Annotated in this window: 16 protein-coding genes and 2 tRNA genes; 9 read left to right on the forward strand and 9 right to left on the reverse strand. The window is 40.5% G+C overall.

Features of this window, described 5'->3' with window-relative positions; translation table 11 throughout:
- Positions 1 to 144: 144 nt before the first annotated feature.
- The 6 genes from V7K44_RS02350 to V7K44_RS02375 all read right to left on the reverse strand — a co-directional run bounded on the left by V7K44_RS02350 (position 145) and on the right by V7K44_RS02375 (position 4,357).
- On the reverse strand, positions 145 to 1,671 hold the full coding sequence (locus V7K44_RS02350; RefSeq protein WP_334928434.1) for a slipin family protein: 1,527 nt from the start codon (positions 1,669 to 1,671) through the stop codon (positions 145 to 147).
- Positions 1,672 to 2,263: 592 nt separating this feature from the next.
- Positions 2,264 to 2,338: transfer RNA gene (locus tag V7K44_RS02355), tRNA-Met, on the reverse strand.
- Positions 2,338 to 2,413, reverse strand: a tRNA-Met gene (locus tag V7K44_RS02360). The genes V7K44_RS02355 and V7K44_RS02360 overlap by 1 nt, the downstream gene beginning before the upstream one ends.
- 137 nt (positions 2,414 to 2,550) lie before the next feature.
- Positions 2,551 to 3,045, reverse strand: a complete 495-nt coding sequence (locus V7K44_RS02365) for a COP23 domain-containing protein (RefSeq protein WP_334928266.1) — start codon at positions 3,043 to 3,045, stop codon at positions 2,551 to 2,553.
- Positions 3,046 to 3,177: 132 nt separating this feature from the next.
- Entirely contained in the window at positions 3,178 to 3,435 is a 258-nt protein-coding gene (locus tag V7K44_RS02370; RefSeq protein WP_334928268.1) for a hypothetical protein, read from the reverse strand.
- A 343-nt stretch (positions 3,436 to 3,778) separates the two neighbouring features.
- Positions 3,779 to 4,357, reverse strand: coding sequence for a hypothetical protein (locus V7K44_RS02375; RefSeq protein ID WP_334928270.1), 579 nt, complete (start codon positions 4,355 to 4,357; stop codon positions 3,779 to 3,781).
- A gap of 169 nt (positions 4,358 to 4,526) precedes the next feature.
- Here V7K44_RS02375 and V7K44_RS02380 point away from each other — a divergent pair, with 169 nt between their 5' ends.
- The 3 genes from V7K44_RS02380 (at position 4,527) to V7K44_RS02390 (ending at position 6,804) form a co-directional block, all read left to right on the forward strand.
- A complete protein-coding gene (locus V7K44_RS02380; protein ID WP_334928272.1) occupies positions 4,527 to 5,180 on the forward strand; it encodes a TraX family protein in 654 nt (217 codons plus the stop codon).
- A 122-nt stretch (positions 5,181 to 5,302) separates the two neighbouring features.
- Positions 5,303 to 5,455, forward strand: a complete 153-nt coding sequence (locus V7K44_RS02385; protein ID WP_334928274.1) for a hypothetical protein — start codon at positions 5,303 to 5,305, stop codon at positions 5,453 to 5,455.
- 389 nt (positions 5,456 to 5,844) lie between these two features.
- On the forward strand, positions 5,845 to 6,804 hold the full coding sequence (locus V7K44_RS02390; protein WP_334928276.1) for an orange carotenoid protein N-terminal domain-containing protein: 960 nt from the start codon (positions 5,845 to 5,847) through the stop codon (positions 6,802 to 6,804).
- A gap of 310 nt (positions 6,805 to 7,114) precedes the next feature.
- On the opposite strand, the gene V7K44_RS02395 is transcribed toward V7K44_RS02390, so the two are convergent.
- The gene (locus V7K44_RS02395; RefSeq protein WP_334928278.1) at positions 7,115 to 8,728 is read right to left on the reverse strand and encodes an AAA family ATPase; all 1,614 of its coding nucleotides are present in this window, start codon (positions 8,726 to 8,728) and stop codon (positions 7,115 to 7,117) included.
- Positions 8,729 to 9,299: 571 nt separating this feature from the next.
- Here V7K44_RS02395 and V7K44_RS02400 point away from each other — a divergent pair.
- The 4 genes from V7K44_RS02400 (at position 9,300) to V7K44_RS02415 (ending at position 13,882) form a co-directional block, all read left to right on the forward strand.
- Positions 9,300 to 9,725: a hypothetical protein gene (locus V7K44_RS02400; protein ID WP_334928280.1), complete on the forward strand. Its 426-nt coding sequence runs from the start codon at positions 9,300 to 9,302 to the stop codon at positions 9,723 to 9,725.
- A 134-nt stretch (positions 9,726 to 9,859) separates the two neighbouring features.
- On the forward strand, positions 9,860 to 10,690 hold the full coding sequence (locus V7K44_RS02405) for a pentapeptide repeat-containing protein (RefSeq protein WP_334928281.1): 831 nt from the start codon (positions 9,860 to 9,862) through the stop codon (positions 10,688 to 10,690).
- Between the two features lie 110 nt (positions 10,691 to 10,800).
- A complete protein-coding gene (locus V7K44_RS02410; RefSeq protein ID WP_334928283.1) occupies positions 10,801 to 11,463 on the forward strand; it encodes a hypothetical protein in 663 nt (220 codons plus the stop codon).
- 232 nt (positions 11,464 to 11,695) lie between these two features.
- Positions 11,696 to 13,882 (forward strand): ATP-binding protein, encoded by a 2,187-nt coding sequence (locus V7K44_RS02415; protein WP_334928285.1) that lies wholly within the window; start codon positions 11,696 to 11,698, stop codon positions 13,880 to 13,882.
- 68 nt (positions 13,883 to 13,950) lie between these two features.
- Here the strand turns inward: V7K44_RS02415 and V7K44_RS02420 are convergent, their stop codons facing one another.
- On the reverse strand, positions 13,951 to 14,148 hold the full coding sequence (locus V7K44_RS02420; protein ID WP_334928287.1) for a hypothetical protein: 198 nt from the start codon (positions 14,146 to 14,148) through the stop codon (positions 13,951 to 13,953).
- Positions 14,149 to 14,336: 188 nt separating this feature from the next.
- Here V7K44_RS02420 and V7K44_RS02425 point away from each other — a divergent pair, with 188 nt between their 5' ends.
- Positions 14,337 to 14,984: a class I SAM-dependent methyltransferase gene (locus tag V7K44_RS02425; protein WP_334928289.1), complete on the forward strand. Its 648-nt coding sequence runs from the start codon at positions 14,337 to 14,339 to the stop codon at positions 14,982 to 14,984.
- 54 nt (positions 14,985 to 15,038) lie between these two features.
- Here V7K44_RS02425 and V7K44_RS02430 read toward each other — a convergent pair whose 3' ends face one another.
- The gene (locus tag V7K44_RS02430) at positions 15,039 to 15,836 is read right to left on the reverse strand and encodes a dienelactone hydrolase family protein (RefSeq protein WP_334928291.1); all 798 of its coding nucleotides are present in this window, start codon (positions 15,834 to 15,836) and stop codon (positions 15,039 to 15,041) included.
- 316 nt (positions 15,837 to 16,152) lie between these two features.
- Between V7K44_RS02430 and V7K44_RS02435 the strand changes: the two genes are divergently transcribed.
- Positions 16,153 to 16,692 carry a DUF2267 domain-containing protein gene (locus tag V7K44_RS02435; RefSeq protein WP_334928293.1) on the forward strand — a complete coding sequence of 180 codons (540 nt, stop codon included), beginning with the start codon at positions 16,153 to 16,155 and terminating at the stop codon, positions 16,690 to 16,692.
- Positions 16,693 to 16,724 lie beyond the last annotated feature (32 nt).

The raw sequence follows: 16,724 nt of genomic DNA on the forward strand, positions 1-16,724 counted from the left end.
TATCCGTATATATACTACTAAAACTTCAGCTAGCTACAGACAAGCAACTTTTATATCTTGAGTTAGAAGCGATCGCAAACATTTTGTCACAATTAAATTCATCAATACGCAACCTAACCCAACTCTTAATCTTTAATGACCAAATCACTGCGGATTCATCCGAATCAAGTCAGTTAAAATACTATCCAAGCTGCCATTAACTTGAATCCGATCGATCTTCTCTGCAATCCGCTCTAATACTTCGAGTTCTTTTAAACGCAATGCGACGGGGTTATCCTCCATCACTTTGGCAGTGTTTAGCATACTGCGAGTAGCAGCAGTTTCTTCTCTACGTCGGACTACGTTTGCTTGAGCGGCTTTTTCTGCTTCAACTACCTTGCTCAAGATAGTCTTAATTTCACCAGGTAAAATAATATCTTTGACACCTACAGAATCTACTTCAATTCCATAGTCTGCGGCTTTCTGGCGAATGTATTCAGAGATACTTCTATCAATTGCACCTTTATCTTCTAATAAAGTATCTAAGTTGCGTTCGCCGACTGCACCACGCAAAGCAAACTGTAATTCTTTGTACAAATAACCAGAAATATCTGATAACCCGTTTTTTGCCCTCAATGGGTCGAGTATGCGGAAGCCAGCCGTCAAGTTCAACCGCAGAGGTACTTTATCTTTAGAGAGGATATCTTGGCCTGATACTTCCATATTTTGGAGTCGTAGGTCAATGGTTTCGGTTTGAAAAGAGCGGCCAAATAACCACCAAGCATGTACCCCTGGCGATCGCAGTCCTTGAAACTCTTGATTAATGTATACTAGTCCCACGTGTTGGGCGGGAACTTGGCAAATATGCAAACAGTTGCGACTGAGCAATTTTACTTCTGTTGAACCCTCAACCAATTCAGCCACTAAGCTAGGCTGTAACTGAGCATCAGCGCTAATGTCGAGAATTTCTACTGCAACACCCTGCCAAAATAACTTCCGGCTGGTGGGTGGCAAAATAGAAATCACTTTCCCCCGATATCGCACAATTGCAACTTGCGAAGTCTGTAATTGCACGACTTCACAGTAAGCAGTTATAAAGTCGGGATGTTTTTCAATGAGTACATCTTCGAGGGGAAAATCTGGGTTAGGAATAATTCGGCTGAGAGTTCGGACTGTAACATCTCTATCTACCGACCAAAAAGCATACTCTCCTGGTTCTAGAGGTCGCACAAAATTATTTTGCAGATATAGTAAACCAATCTCAGACTCTGAGATTTGGAACTTCTTCACTCCATTCAAGGCAACTGAGCGCAATTGCTGCACAAAGAAACTAGGTAATTCTAAGCTTTCTTCCAAATTGAAGAGATGAGACTCTACCTCAATAAAACCACGCCAAAAAGCAATCAATTTATTTGATGCAACGCTTACCCAATTCTGACCGTAGCGGACTAACGCAGCTTGGTTAAATGCAGTTCTGATAATCAATAAATCTTGTTGCAGTTCGGCTTCGTGATTTCGCAACAGCAGTTCTAGGTTTTCAATCTGAGCTAGTGGCTGATTGAGGTCATGAATTTTTACTTGCCAATGCCAACCTAAATATGTATGTGTACCGGGTTGCAAAACTTTCTTAAAGTCACTGCGGTGATATAAGATGCCGATTTCGTTAGGTTTGATATAAAACGTTTGCCACATAGTAATTTTCATAAATAATTTGCGCGATCCGGTACGCGATCGCAACCAGCTAAGAAGATTTGCTCAAGACATTTATAACCTTCCTTGAACTCAAATACCACCTATTTTCTTACAGCTTAACTAATAGAGTTTTTGGAGTTTGCAACCTTGTAGAAAAAGGCTCAAGGATTAATTTTAGCTATTCGTACTACTATAATCCTACAAAATATTTTTTAACTCTGCAAGTGCAAGTGTTTACAGTTCAGGTGTGGGCAAAAGCTTCTCCAAAGCTGGATTAAGATTGCTATTATTTTTCCCCGACTACTCAATGGCAATCTAGAAAAAATAACCGCGCTCAAATATGCCGTTCGTTTGCCAATCCAGAATCCCGAAGGAAAACTAGATGTAGGAAAGGAAGGAACATACTCAAGTTAGGGAAAAATGCAGTTGCGCTTACTCCTTAACTGTGGCTACCGAACATTACCCTTACGAGTGATGACCGACAGCAAAACACTTGCACGCAGAGTTGAGAAAATGAGGGGTCTCGAATCTGTTAAGATCCGTACCATATTGGCTACCTTGGAAGGGTATTGTCTTTTGACCCGGACAGGGTTGGGTGAAAGTATAGGAATCGAACCTACAACACATCGATTATGAGTCGATTGCTCTACCAGTGAGCTAACTTCCTGGGGTTTGATACAGGACTCGAACCTGTGACGCATCGATTATGAGTCGATTGCTCTACCAACTGAGCTAATCAAGCGATATAGTTTAAAGTACTCGGCGGTATACGCTTATATCAGAGATTGACGCACCAGTTAGGCATATAGAACCCAAACTATAGCTTTGTAACTTTACTACTATCCCGCTTCAAATGTAACACAGGAAAAAAGCTGTAATTTATTCTTTGGGAATTCCTAGATGTTGCCTTAAATCAACGTAAGGTGTTCTATTACTTTTACTTAAGGGTTGATGCCAAGCCAAGAGATTATTTAGCGCTTGTACCCCATCTTCATTGGGTTTGAGAGTCAATATCAACTTTTCGCAGCGTCCATTGACTTGATTTGCGGTGCAAATCACATTTTGTCCGTTCATTTTGCCGACAGTAATAAATCTCAGGTCTCTGTTACGGCGGTAATTTTCCAAACGTTGGCTTACGTCTTGACAGCGCGTTACTTTATTGTAGCCAGCATCTTTAAAGTAGTTGGAAGTCCAGCGAATCCAAGGCTCACTAACACCTCTAGGATTTGTGTACACTGTCACGGGTTTGTTTCCTGATGTGTCACAATAAAATCCTCGCCTACTTTCGGCTTGACTTGGCTGATTGATGGTTGCAGTTGCACTGAGGGCAATTCCACCTGCAACCAAAATATTTGTCAATGATGCCAATTTCATGAGTATCTCTCAAATCTTGAGTAAAAAGTTTTGATTTGCCTTGTATTTGGCACTCTTCCTACTTCATTTAGTAGGGAGATGATAAGAAGATTTAACTTCTAATATCCCAAGCAATTGGGATATTAGACGTTTTTACTTGTATACATAATGAGCCGCAACCCACTTGCGACCATGATTTGTTTTTTCCCAATGTCCAGGAACCAACACTTTCTTTTTCACTGGTGGTGTATAACGCTTAATTTGTGGTGGCTTTTTTGCAATTATTTGAGCAGGTCTATTAGGACTATGGGGATTAACAATAACCTGTGATGCTGAGGCTTGTGAAGGAATAGAAGTAACAGCAAATGGTAAAAGAAGTGCTACACCAGCAAGAATCTGTTTGATATTCATCACTCAATCTCCTTTAGTAAACTGGATGATTAAAGTTTTTTGAACTTTAATCTGGTTGATGTCTTATGTTTATAAGGATATGAGTTAAAACAGCTACGAACTAGTGATAAAAGTAACTATTGAATTATGACTTAAGTAATCTTTAACATCCATGATTGAAATCGGTCAAAACCTCGTTATGAAATTAGCTGCGTTAGTGGATCTAGACTCATTCCTTATATTGAAAGTAGGAGTATTATTAGCTTACCCCAACTCTACAAAAAACAATTTCCTCAAATATAATGTCTGCACTGAATTACGCCTACGCCTCAATTTGACTGATGCTCACGATTTATTCTTGTGCTTAGTCTGGGAAAGCTAAACCAGTCATAGGGTCACGAATATACAACCCTAGCGTCAGGCTACGCATCGCTTCATCCCAAACGGGTATTAATTGTTCTGCTTGATCTGCCCAATAATCGAATGTAATCAAGCATTGAACATTTGACCCCAAACCAATGCAAGTCCGCGAAAAAGCTTCCCGTGGTTCTTCTTGAGTGTCAATGAACTTCATCTCTGTCCAGACAATTCTGGCGGTTTGACGCTTGACGGTAATAATTTCTCCCTTGGAAATGATGTTGCGGCTGTCGTCTTCCAGAACTTTCTTCAACGTGGATTTTAGCGGAAACTGGCTCCAGTCATTGGGTGGCAGACGATTGAAAGATACTTCCAGGCAGCAATCATCGTTGGGGGGTTTTTTATCCATGAACTTAAAGGATTTCTCTTGTGGCTCAAAAACCCAATCCTGGGGAACATTGAAGCGAACAGCGCCTCTATCTGCGACAAAAATTTTGTAGCCTGATGGAGATTCCCAGCGATGGTCAGGTTTTAGTTCAAGGGTTTCTTTAATCCACTGGAGATTGCTTTTCTTACGCTTTGCCATAATCTTTCTGTTATCTCTGCTAAAGAGGGTGTCACTAAACAGCCTTTCGTAGACATTGCCCTTTTTGTTAATGTTATCAAATTGCTAGGATTTTGAATCACTCTTGTATTAAATAAATAAAATTTTAGATATTTTATATTAAGGAATCTAAGAAGGTAACTGTAACGTTGTGATTAAAGTTTCAGCTTTTAACATTAAAATCTTAGCAGTAGTGTTCATGGTTATGGATCATGTGTGCTATTTGCTAATGCCAGAGTTTCTAATCTTGCACTTTTTTGGGCGATTGAGCTTTCCCCTTTTTGCATGGCTTCTGGCGAAAGGCGAAAAACACACCAAAAATGTTTACCGCTATGGAAGTAGGCTATTAATTACAGCAATTATATCTCAGCCAATCTATAGTTTTATTTTCCAGAGGTTATCATTTAATATTCTTTACACGCTTGTTCTTGGACTTGTGATGTTGCGCTTAGTAAAGCGTTACCCGCAATTATGGCAGCAATCAATAATTATTGGATTGTGTGCAGTAGTTGCCAAGAGCTTGGATTTTTCGTATGGAGCTTATGGGATTGGAGTAATTTTCTTTATGTCTCTTACAGACAAACTAAAGCCCAAAATATGGTTGCTCTACTGGTGCATCTTTCACTTTTTTAGTTTAGTAATCCTATCTATGATTAATATAGTTCAAGGTTGGGCAATTTTTGCAGGACTCATTGTTTTTCAATTCAATGGTAAACAAGGTTCACAAACTAGATGGTTCTATGTGTTTTACCCGGCTCATTTAATAATCTTAGGTATAATCAATTATTTAATATATTCCAGGTAGATTTATGATTTATCGGCGATGTCTACGACGAGCTATGCCTACGCTAAGGTTTGATCGTAGGCAATCGGCAACTTCGTTAATGTTATTAACATTGGATCAGAGCTTTTAATATTGTGTTTGCAATGACTTCGGGTTTAGATACAAGTTTGTCGTCTTTGGTGAAAGCTAATAATTTTACTCCAGTTTTAGCCGCTTCTTTGCAGGTACTCTTATCTGATGTCTGCAAGAATTTTTCATTTCAATTGCGATCGCTCTACATTCTGTTGATCGCATAGGCGCAAAGAGGCTTGCCGCAGAAGCGCAGAAAAAGCAAAGAAACTACAGAAGAATTTTTACAAATGATTTAGGATTGCTATACATAATATAACAGTTATAAATCATTAATATCTTTCTTGAGGAAGATACATTTAGCCAAAAAAATTACCTTATTATAAGTTTCAAAAAAATAGTATATACATTTAATTCAATGATATTCATTAGGTAAATCTTAGTCTTTCGTTAACGTTTACCAGCTATGATATCCGAGTAGTAAATGAAAACAATTCGGATTTAAATATCTAGGGATAATTGTGTCATTCAGAAAAAATTCCCTAGATTTATTCCTCATGCTGCAAAATGTAGCCGAAACCAACTACTGAATAGGTAAATATTTAAGGTAACAAGCATGACTTATAATATCGAGTCCGCACGCAATATTTTCTCTAGCACTCAAGTGGCAGATGCTGTTCCAGCCACTACAGCAATGTTTGCTAAACTCAACATTGAGGATCAATTAGCATTTCTCTGGTATGCCTACGCTGAACTAGGTCGTACAATTACTCCAGCTGCTCCCGGAAAAGCAAATCTCCAATTAATGGAAGGTATATTCAACGACATTAAGAAGATGTCTCATGAAGAACAAACTCAGTTAATGAGAGATTTAGCGAGTAATGCTGATACTCCCATCAGCCGTTCTTATGCATATTTTGGTGTTAACGCCAAGCTAGGATTCTGGTGGCAGTTAGGAGAGTGGATGAAAGAGGGTATCGTTGCTCCTATGCCAGTTGGCTATCAAATGTCAACTCAAGTTAAAACAGTGCTAGAAGCTGTTCAGAGAATCGATCAGAGTCAGCAAATTACTGTACTACGCAATACTGTAGTAAATATGGGCTTCGATCCGTCTGTGGCTGATAACAAACAGACAGAAGTCATAAACTTTAAGTTTCCACGTGCATCTCTAAGTCCCCAATTTACTATTGAGGGAGTTACAGAACCGACAGTGCTGAAATACATTGAAGCGATGAATGCAGATAACATTGAAGCTGCTGTTGCTTTATTTGCTAACAATGGTGCGCTGCAACCACCCTTCCAAAAACCAATTGTTGGTAAAGAAGCGATCGCTTCCTATCTACGAGATGAGGGACAAGGGTTAGTGATGAAGCCAACCAAAGGCGTTTCGGAAACCATAGAAGATGGTTATACACAGCATAAAATTACTGGTACGGTCGAAACTCCTTGGTTTGGGGGTAATGTTGGGATGAATATTGCTTGGCGATTTTTACTCGATCCTCAAGGTCAAATTTACTTTGTGGCTATTGACTTACTTGCTTCTCCCAAAGAACTGCTTAACCTAACTCGCAAGTAAAACTTCTTTGTCTTAATACAAAAGCACTTGCGCTTGTCTAAGATGATGTTTTAAAAGGGTTTTTTGCTCTCATCGTTAGGAAAGCATTTTATCTTAGTACTAGCTAAAACCTTAATTTGGCGTTGTACTTAACCCAGGTAGAACTGCAAAATTATAACTTTCGGGACTTTTAAAACATTCTCTAAGCGTTATAACGCTCATCAAATAAAATCTCAATTAAAGCTCGGTTCACCTAGAACCGAGCTTTAATTAAATGTAGTCAAATTAGTGCAACGCATCTTACAGAGGGATGCGATCGCACTACATGTAATCATGCTGCCTCAATGTCAGATTCCAACGTGCCGAAGAGAGATTTCACAAAAGTTAGTGCGTCATTGTTATCCATTAGTAGTTTCTGTACAGCCCCCTCATACTTTTTACGGTTTTGAAACCCAAGTTCTTTTGCGATCTTGTCTAGGGCAGGCGTTTCCCGAACCGGATATTGTGAGATAATTTCTGCCAAATTGCCAGCATCAAGTGCATCTTGTAACCTTTCACGCTCTGCTGTGACAGCACTAACCACATCAATAGAAACACTTATGGGATTACCATCGGCAATTTGTTCTCTTCGAGGCAAATGCCGAAAAATCTCTTCACGAAGCGCCTTTTCAGCAGTTCGCTCACTCAAACGTTGAACATTTGCCTGGACTGCTGCGATTGCAGCAGTTTTGGCATTAGCGAGGCAAGTAGAGGCATCATCTCCTGTAACGACTGCATAGCGCTGTGCAACAAGGTCTTGAACGTATGGATGGTAATAGATCGACTCGACAGAGAAGACCGAAAGGGCATATACACCCTTCTCTTTGAGCCGATTAATGTCGGCTTCCGTCCGTCGATCATTATCAACGATACCAAAAGCACGAAGCCAGTGAAGCTTGTCAGCGTCTCGGATGCTGGAAACGACATGTTCAACATCACGACAGTTCGATTTAGCAACGACAGAGACGTTTGGAAACACTAGACTATAAAGCGGTTTATCAAGGCTTCGCTCGGTGCCTTCGATAAATAGGAGCTTTCTGCGCCCACCAAGGATATCCTTTTTGAGGTCATCATCAATCTCAGTTTCGAGAGGAAGAAGATCCACGTCCCAACCACTGACGGAAGAGTGAGCATAGGTGCAGCCTCGGATGAGCAACGTACGTGCGCCTGGATTATCGAGGGGCAGCATCACGTCGTGCGTAGACACGATGAATGCACAATCATGCCTTATAGAGAATAAAAGTGTCAGGAGCGGTGAGATGATCGAGCGATGAAGATGACGCTCCGGCTCATCAATTAGTACCAATGTACCGCTCTTAAGAGTCAGTACGTTTGCCGCAATTAATAAGGCATTACGTTCGCCGTCCGAAAGCTCCGCAACGCTGTAAGGAGTACCGCCACATTTGCTTGCAACCACTTCATCGTTCTCACTGACAGATATCTCAATCGGAATATTTGAAAGACGTAAAAGCTCATTAATAAGCTTTATAGGGGCATGTTGCTTTGAAAGAGTCTTTGCAAGCTCAATGTTGTTGCCATCGACTGCACCAGCAATTGATCGAGCACGCACGTTTTCGGCGTCAATCAGGTCATAGATCGCAATGCTCGTGCGTTGTTTAGCAAAATCGTCTTTCCAGCGCGACTGTAAATTGGTGTCTCCGCTTCGCATATTGGATTCATAGTCTTGCTTTTGCTTGGGTGATAAATCCATTGCATTGGAAGAAAACCAATTTTGGCGATGTGCCGATATTCGTCGCGCATTAGCGTGATGAGGAGTATATAACTGTTGCATCAAACTGGACTTGCCAGTACCGTTAGCACCAAGAATGAATAGGTTTTCTCCCACGCTGACAGTGAGATTGAGTGGTTCGCCAGCAGAGCGAGGAATAGCCAAATCAAAGGTCACGGCGTGTTACCATTTAGACTTTTGTAATTATAGACAATATATAAAGCAAAATAGGTAAGATGGCAGCGCCCCCTAAATGCCTAACTAGTTTTACAATCTTTTACTGTATGATGTTATACCCATTTTTTATTTGAGATTTTTAGAATGACTATAACTGATCGCTGCATCGGGAAAATAGATAAAGTCAAATTTAGTTAGCAAAATGAGCTTTTGCTTTCTCAAAATGCCATTTGACTTAATCATTTCGGTGTTTTCCGCAAGCAAAAGCAGCTTTTACTTTCTCAAACCCCAGTTTGCTTTCTCATTTTGGTGTTTTCCGCAAGCAAAAGCAGCTTTTACTTTCTCAAACCCCAGTTTGCTTTCTCATTTTGGTGTTTTCCGCAAGCAAAAGCAGCTTTTACTTTCTCAAACCCCAGTTTGCTTTCTCATTTAAGTAGTTCGCGCAATCTGCTGTAATTATCCCTATGTAGCAAAAGGCATTGCAGATTTGCCGGAATTCTCTCAAGCCGATCTATACGGAAATTTTTTAAAGTAAAGAATATTAACCGTACTGTATTACAAGGTGTAGATTATGGCTCGCAGAAAAAGAACTTCCTCAGTGTTAGAAAGAGCAGTGCGCCGTGCGGCTAGCATAAACTCTATCGATCCGAATTTAGATTTAGGCAATGGACTCACCTTACCTGCTTTCTCAACCCTGATCGAAACGATGCGAACTAAAGAAAATGCATATAACAGTGCGCTTTCCACCTTAGATAAATTGTATCGTGAAATGCTGGAAACAGAAGATGAGTTAGGAGATATGACAGAACACATGCTAATGGCAGTTGGAACTCGATATGGCAAAAGCAGTGTAGAGTACGGTATGGCGGGAGGAGTTCCTAAGACCCAGCGTCGCAAGGGACTACGAGGCGAGTCACTAACTCCCAGTAATGAGCAACCTTCATTCGTTGCCAGTGTAGAGGGCAAGAATGGAAAGAAACCAGCAGCGACAACTTAGGATGTGCGTTATTACTCAAAATATTGTCAAGCCCAAATAATTGCATAGATGTAAAGTGATATTAAAGTGCTTTGCAAAGAAGAAACTGGGTCAGTGGAATCTCTTAAGTTAGTGCGATCGCACTGTAATCATTTATGGCTAACCTGAACTACACCAACCAGAATTTGCAAAATTGCTCTTTCAAAGGGCAAGACTTGGCTGGCGTAGATTTCAGTGGCTCAGACTTGCGGGGATGCAATTTTACAGGAGCAACCTTAATTGGGGCGAACTTTCAGAATATCAAAACGGGACAGAGCTACCGCCAAGTAAATATTTTGGTTGCTGCTACCATAGTTTGTCCAGTAGTTTTAATCGGGGTTAGTACGATCGCAGTCCAAGTCTCAACTATCTTATTTAGCGATCGCTCTGATAAGATATTTAACTTCTTTTTCGGTGCTATGCCGCTATTAGCTTTAATATTCGAGATATTTATCCAAGATAGTATTACCTCTAACTTTCCACAAGTCACGACCTTCTTAGGCATTGGAGCCATTACTATACTGTTTGCAGTAATGGTCAGTTTTACGGTTGGGTTTGCCATTGTTAGCACCTCTGGTTTCAGTGATGGAAGCAGTGGCCAGGGATTTTTCCTCTTACTGCTAATGGTCATTTCTGCGATCGTCACCTTCCGTATTTTCAAATGGCTGATTCAATCTATCCAAAGCAATCCCGGAACATCTTTCAGAAAAGCAAACTTAACCGACGCTGATTTTAGTCATTCTGAGGTGCAAAATACAGATTTTTCCTTTGCTGTTTTAACGGGAGCTTGTATTTTTGACTGGGCAATTAAACCCCATAACCAATTCACAAATGTTTATTGTAAATACTTTTATCTAGAACCAGCGCACCAAAATCGCCAACCTGCGAAGGGAGATTTTCAACCGGGTGAGTTAGAACAGGTACTAACTCAATTTATTATCAGATGAATATTATTGAGCAAACATCGACTAAATTAAAGTTTCAAGCACACGATCGATGGCCTTGGACAATGTTGTTTGGCCTCCCTTTTGTGATGATTGGATTCGGGATATGTATTGTGACTGACAATGTAACTACATTAGAATGTCAACGAACTAAGCCTACCCAAGTTACTTGCCAACGAACAATTGCCGGTTTATTAGGAACAGAGACGACCTTGATACCTGGGCAGGTAAAAGGAGCTTATGTCGAGACAGCATCATCGACTGGAGTTGTACTGTACACTTATAATATTGAGCAAGTCAAGCTAATTGACTCTGGTGTACTTGTTGTAACTGAAAAACACAGCAAAATTGCAGACACAATCAATGCTTTTATCCATAACCCTCTACAACCTCGGCTAAAAATTCAAGAGGACGATCGCTCCGAAAGATTTTTTTTGGCAATGGTATTCTTTTTGCCTGGAATTGGATTCATTTTGCGCTGCCTGACAATACCAATGCAGGTATTGTGTGATTTTGACAAAATATCAGAGCAGATGACGTTAGAAAAACGCTATCGTTTGTTTGGCACATTTACCACACAAAAAAAGCTGACTGAAGTTCAGCAAGCTCAAGTGATTCAACTACTCTTACCAATTCAAAATCCGTCATATTTAGTGCAACTGAAGTTGAGATCGGGCAAACCAATTTCCTTATCAGCACCCACTGCCGATCGCCAACAGTGCCAAATCATTGTAAATGCGATCGATCGGTTTCTTCATCTCAAACAAGGGGCTTAAGCTCCAAGTCTTTTTTAAGAGAGTAGCTTTGATTGTTTGCTGCGATCGCACCTAAGATTTTCCATTAGGTACACTTGTATAGCCGCGATTTCTAATCGGCTGGTATATTTGCAAAAGTGAGATGTTCCCAGCGGCTTTTTACTTGACAAAAAAATTTAAACAAACGTAAATATGCGGACATCTTGGGAACTATAGAAGCAAATCAAATTAGTAAAACTTCCAGCTTTCAGCAATGAAGATTCCCTATCCCCGCAAAGGTAAAGCGTTCCCTTTACAGATTGTTCTTGTTGTTCCCTTCCTAATTCAAATTTTTGGAGCGGTTAGTTTAGTGGGTTATTTGTCCTTTAAAAACGGACAAAGAGCAGTTAACGATCTAGCAGAACAGTTGATAGATCGCACCAGCGAGGTAGTAAATGAACATCTGAAGTCTTATCTCTCCATTCCGCAAACCCTTAATCAGATCAATGCAAATGCCATCAGCAGAGAAATATTGGACGTGCGCGATCGCAAAACCCTTGGCAAATATTTCTGGGATCAGATACAGGCTTACGATCTGACTTATATTGGTATGGGACTAACAACAGGTGAGGGGCTAGGAGCGGCTCGTTATGATGGCAAGACGATCACTATTGACGATTGGACTGCCAAGCCTCCTAATAATACCTACACTTACGCCACAGATAATCTAGGTAATCGAACTCAGGTTAATGCTCGGTGGGATTGGAACAATTTCAATGAATCTTGGTATACCCAACCAATCGCTGCTGGTAAACCTATTTGGGCAAAGATTGTAACTGGGAATTATCCCACTGGCCCATACATTGCCGCTTCTGCCAGTCGTCCCATCTATGATTCGCAAAATCGCTTACTAGGAATGATTGCTATAGATATTCATCTGCTCAAACTCAGCGATTTTTTACGCAGTTTGAATATTAGTCAGTCGGGGCGAGTGTTCCTTTTAGAACGGGATGGCACATTAATCGCCAGTTCTGGTACAGAGAAGCCTTTTATTCTCGTCAATCAAGGTATCCGGCGATTGAAAGCGATCGATAGTTCTGACCCAATCATACAAAACATTGCTAAACACCTTCAAACTTCTGGGTTTGGATCTATCAACCAAGACACAGATTTTAAACTTGAGGTGCAAGGAAAAAGGCATTTTGTCGATGTTGTACCTTGGCGTGACAAGTATGGCTTGAATTGGCTGATGGTAGTAAGTGTGCCTGAAGACACATTTATGGCGCAAATTAACGCCAATACACGCACCACGATCGCTCTTTGTTTGGGCGCATTAGTCGTTGCTTCAGTGATGGGCGTGTTTACCTCCCATTGGATTGTCCGCCCGATTCTGCGCTTGAATTGGGCAAGTGAGGCAATGGCATCTGGCAATTTCAATCAGATAGTAGAAAGTAGCAGTATTCGAGAACTTAATACCTTATTTAACTCTTTCAACCACATGGCAGGGCAATTGCATGAATCCTTTACTGCTTTAGAGAAAAACAAAGAAAAACTAGAAGAACGGGTAGATGAACGCACCACTGAACTGAAAAATACATTAGGGGAATTGCAGCGTACTCAATCTCAAATTGTTCAAAGTGAAAAAATGTCTAGTCTGGGACAACTAGTGGCTGGAGTCGCACACGAAATTAATAATCCAGTTAACTTTATTCATGGCAACCTCGCCCATGTGCAGGAATATACTCAGGATTTATTAGCACTGATGCAGTTGTATCAGCAATATAATCCCTATCCTGCTGCTGAAATTCAAACCGTTGCTGAAGACATCGATTTAGAGTTTTTGCAGGAAGACTTGCCAAAAATGTTGTCTTCGATGAGAGTAGGCACCGATCGCATTCGTCAAATTGTACTGTCGCTGCGGAATTTCTCTCGCATCGATGAAGCGGAATTTAAACGCGTCGATATTCATGAAGGCATCAACAGTACTTTGATGATTTTACAGCACCGCCTGAAAGCTAAACCAGAACAACCTGAAATTGAGGTGATTAAAGACTATGGCACTGTACCCTTAGTAGAATGCTATGCCGGACAACTCAATCAGGTATTTATGAATATTTTAGTAAATGCAATTGATGCGTTAGAAGAAAATAATATTAAGCTTACTTATCAGGAAATTAAGGAAAATCCCAGTCAAATTAAGATTCGCACATCGGTAGTTAATTTAATGTGGTTGGAAGTGGCGATCGCTGATAATGGAGTTGGTATTTCTCACGAATTTCAGCAACGAATATTCGATCCCTTTTTCACCACCAAACCCGTTGGCAAAGGAACCGGAATGGGTATGTCTATCAGCTACCAAATCGTCACAGAAAAACATGGCGGTAAACTAGAGTGTTTCTCAACTCCTGGAAAAGGAACCGAGTTTATCATTCAGATTCCTCTGCAACTAAGGAATGATTGAACTATGAATTATCGCTGAGGCTTGGGGGAACAGGAAGATGTAGAGAGTTTTGGATTATACAGCAGATTTCAAGTTGAGGAGGGGTGTACTTCATTGACTTGTAAAGTGCTGTTAGTAACAATACTTTTGCTAATATCCGAACGCTTGAACAATGATTTGCTGTTTAGAGCGATCGCTCTGCACGATTGCAACAGTGCCATTGGTGCGTAGGCGTAGCCCGCCGGAGGCATCGCAATTTTTGATAATACACCAACTCCTCTTGTCACTTCGCTGCTATAGATATTGTTCAGTCAAAGGATATCGGAGAATCTGTGTATTATAAAGTTATTTTGTTGGTAATAGAATATACTATGAAGTTTTTTTATTGGTCAGAGAATATGCAAATTTTGGGCGCTAACAGATTATACAGTTGAACAGATAGTTAAAATCAGTAGTTCTGCTTGTTAAAAAATCTATGCAAATACATCAGGTGATTGAAACCTACGATCGGGGATCGGTGGATTATGACGCAATTATGAAGCGTTACTGGCACATCGAGCGCGAACCCTTAATTGCTTCCTTGCAGCTAAAGCCAGGACAAACCGTATTGGATGCTGCGGTAGGAACTGGTCTTAATCTTCCAGCCTATCCTGAAGGTGTAAGTGTCGTCGGTGTCGATCTTTCTGAGAAGATGATGGATGAAGCACGTAAAAAGCACGTATCCGCAGACATCACCTTCAAGGTATTGGATCTCTGCAATCTTGATTTTCCTGATAATACTTTTGATGCAGCAGCATCGGGATTTACCCTCTGTGTCGTTAGCGATCCAGTCCGCGCCCTTGCAGAGATCCTGCGAGTTACTAAGCCTGGTGCCTTGATTGCCATTCTCGATTACTGCAAATCCCAAGATCCAGAGATTCAGAAATGGCAAGAATTAATATCTGATAGTTCTTCACAACTAGGCTTCCCCACTGGCAAGATCAAATGGGATGCATTGATGGATTATGATGAATTGATTTACAACAGCAAGCTTCTCATTGAAGTACTTGCAGACGATCGCATAGAAAGTCCAAATCCGTTTTTATGTGGTTGTCAATTACTGCTTAAAAACTCAAAAGCTTAAAGACTAAAGTATCGCACTCATTAGACAAGAGTGCGATATTTACGACAAGCCGAATTACAAGTGATTTTGAAACAATTCTAAAACATGTTGCCAAGCATCAGGAGCCGCTTCTGGGTTATAACTTGGATGCTGCTCTAAAAATGGGTATTGATCTTTAAAGAATCCAGCAAAGAATCCGTGTCCTGCATCGTATCGAAATACACGATGATTTATGTGATGTTTCTTTAATTCTGCCTCAATTTGCTCGTTTTCTTCTTGAGAAACTAATGCATCTCTTGTACCAAAAAATGCATAAATAGTACCTTTAATTTCTGAAGTGCGATTAATGGTTGGAGTGTCTTCACCATAATTAGCAGTGGTAATCCCGCCACCATAAAACGAAGCTGTGGCTTTGATATCCGGTAAAGTTGCAGCCATATAAGCAACATGACCGCCAAAACAGAAACCAATCACACCGATGGCATTATCTTTGACATTAGGTAGAGTTTTGAGATAAGCGATCGCAGCTTGAATATCGCTGAATATCTCTTGATATTTTACTTGTTGATAGTATTCCAACCCCAGCCTATAGCTTTCTGGACTAAACCCAACATCTTCTGGGCTAAAGTCAGCTTCAAAACCGGGAGCAGTACGTTGATACATCGCTGGGGCGATCGCTACATAACCTTGTTTAGCGATTAGTTCGGTGATATCTCGAATATTACTGTTGATACCAAAAATTTCTGGAAAAACTATAACTGCACCAAAGGTTCCATTTTGTGCTGGTTGAGCTAAGTAAGCATCGATTTCTAAGCCATTGTTAGGAACTTTGATATAGGAAGTGTGAATTTCGATGTTTGTTGTTTCTACCATCTTTGTTTCGGCTGCTTTTATACTAACTCATCTATTTTGACTGTTTTTTGATACCAATGGGTGATGTCTACAACGAGCAAAAACACTAAAAGTATTGCTTTACTCAATAGATATGATATTTCCAGAAATTAAATATGTGTTAGCCAGAACCTTTTTAGAGGGGTAGTTCTATTACCTATATCTATGCAAATCAGATGAATTTCTAACTTTTGAATAAATGGCATCTCAAACTTCTGGATGATACTAAGGGTTTTTGATTTGTGCGACCTTACATAAGGTAAGCATAAATCAAAATTAATAACCAGAAGAAAAAACAATGCCAGATCAAAGTTTTAGAACAAATATTCCAGAAGTTGACCCAACGGAGATTGAAGATAATCGAACTGCGATCGCTGACGAACATCACTCTTTTCTTGAAAAAGTCATGGTTAGAAGCGGATTTGCAGATTTGTATGACGCAAGAGACTTTACCGAAGTTGTGTATCGCGTTATGCGTGACTTAATGACCACGGACACAATTGATCGCGTCGAGTCAGAACTGCATACAGAAGCTATACCTACAGATGAAAAAGCACTCCAGTTTGAAGTGGCTGAACTCTGGAAAGACACCAATCCTGTTGTGAGATTTTTAAGTCGAATCCGTCAACCTTTAAAAGGCCCTGCTCCCATTGGAATTGATTCCAAGCTATTTCTAACGCGGGTTGCTAATGAAGGAGGAGTTCCAGGATCAGTCGAAGCAGAACAGGCAGTGAAAGCAGTATTTTCTGCTACCAAAGACGAACTTTCCGAAGAGCGGATTCAGGAAATTGCTGGCGCGCTCCCTGACTATGTACGTCAGCTTTGGGAGCAAGCTTAATTAGAAGTATAAAAAAGTCAAGCCTGTTTGCG

The organism is Nostoc sp. (assembly GCF_036917235.1).
In the GTDB taxonomy this organism is placed as follows: domain Bacteria; phylum Cyanobacteriota; class Cyanobacteriia; order Cyanobacteriales; family Nostocaceae; genus Nostoc.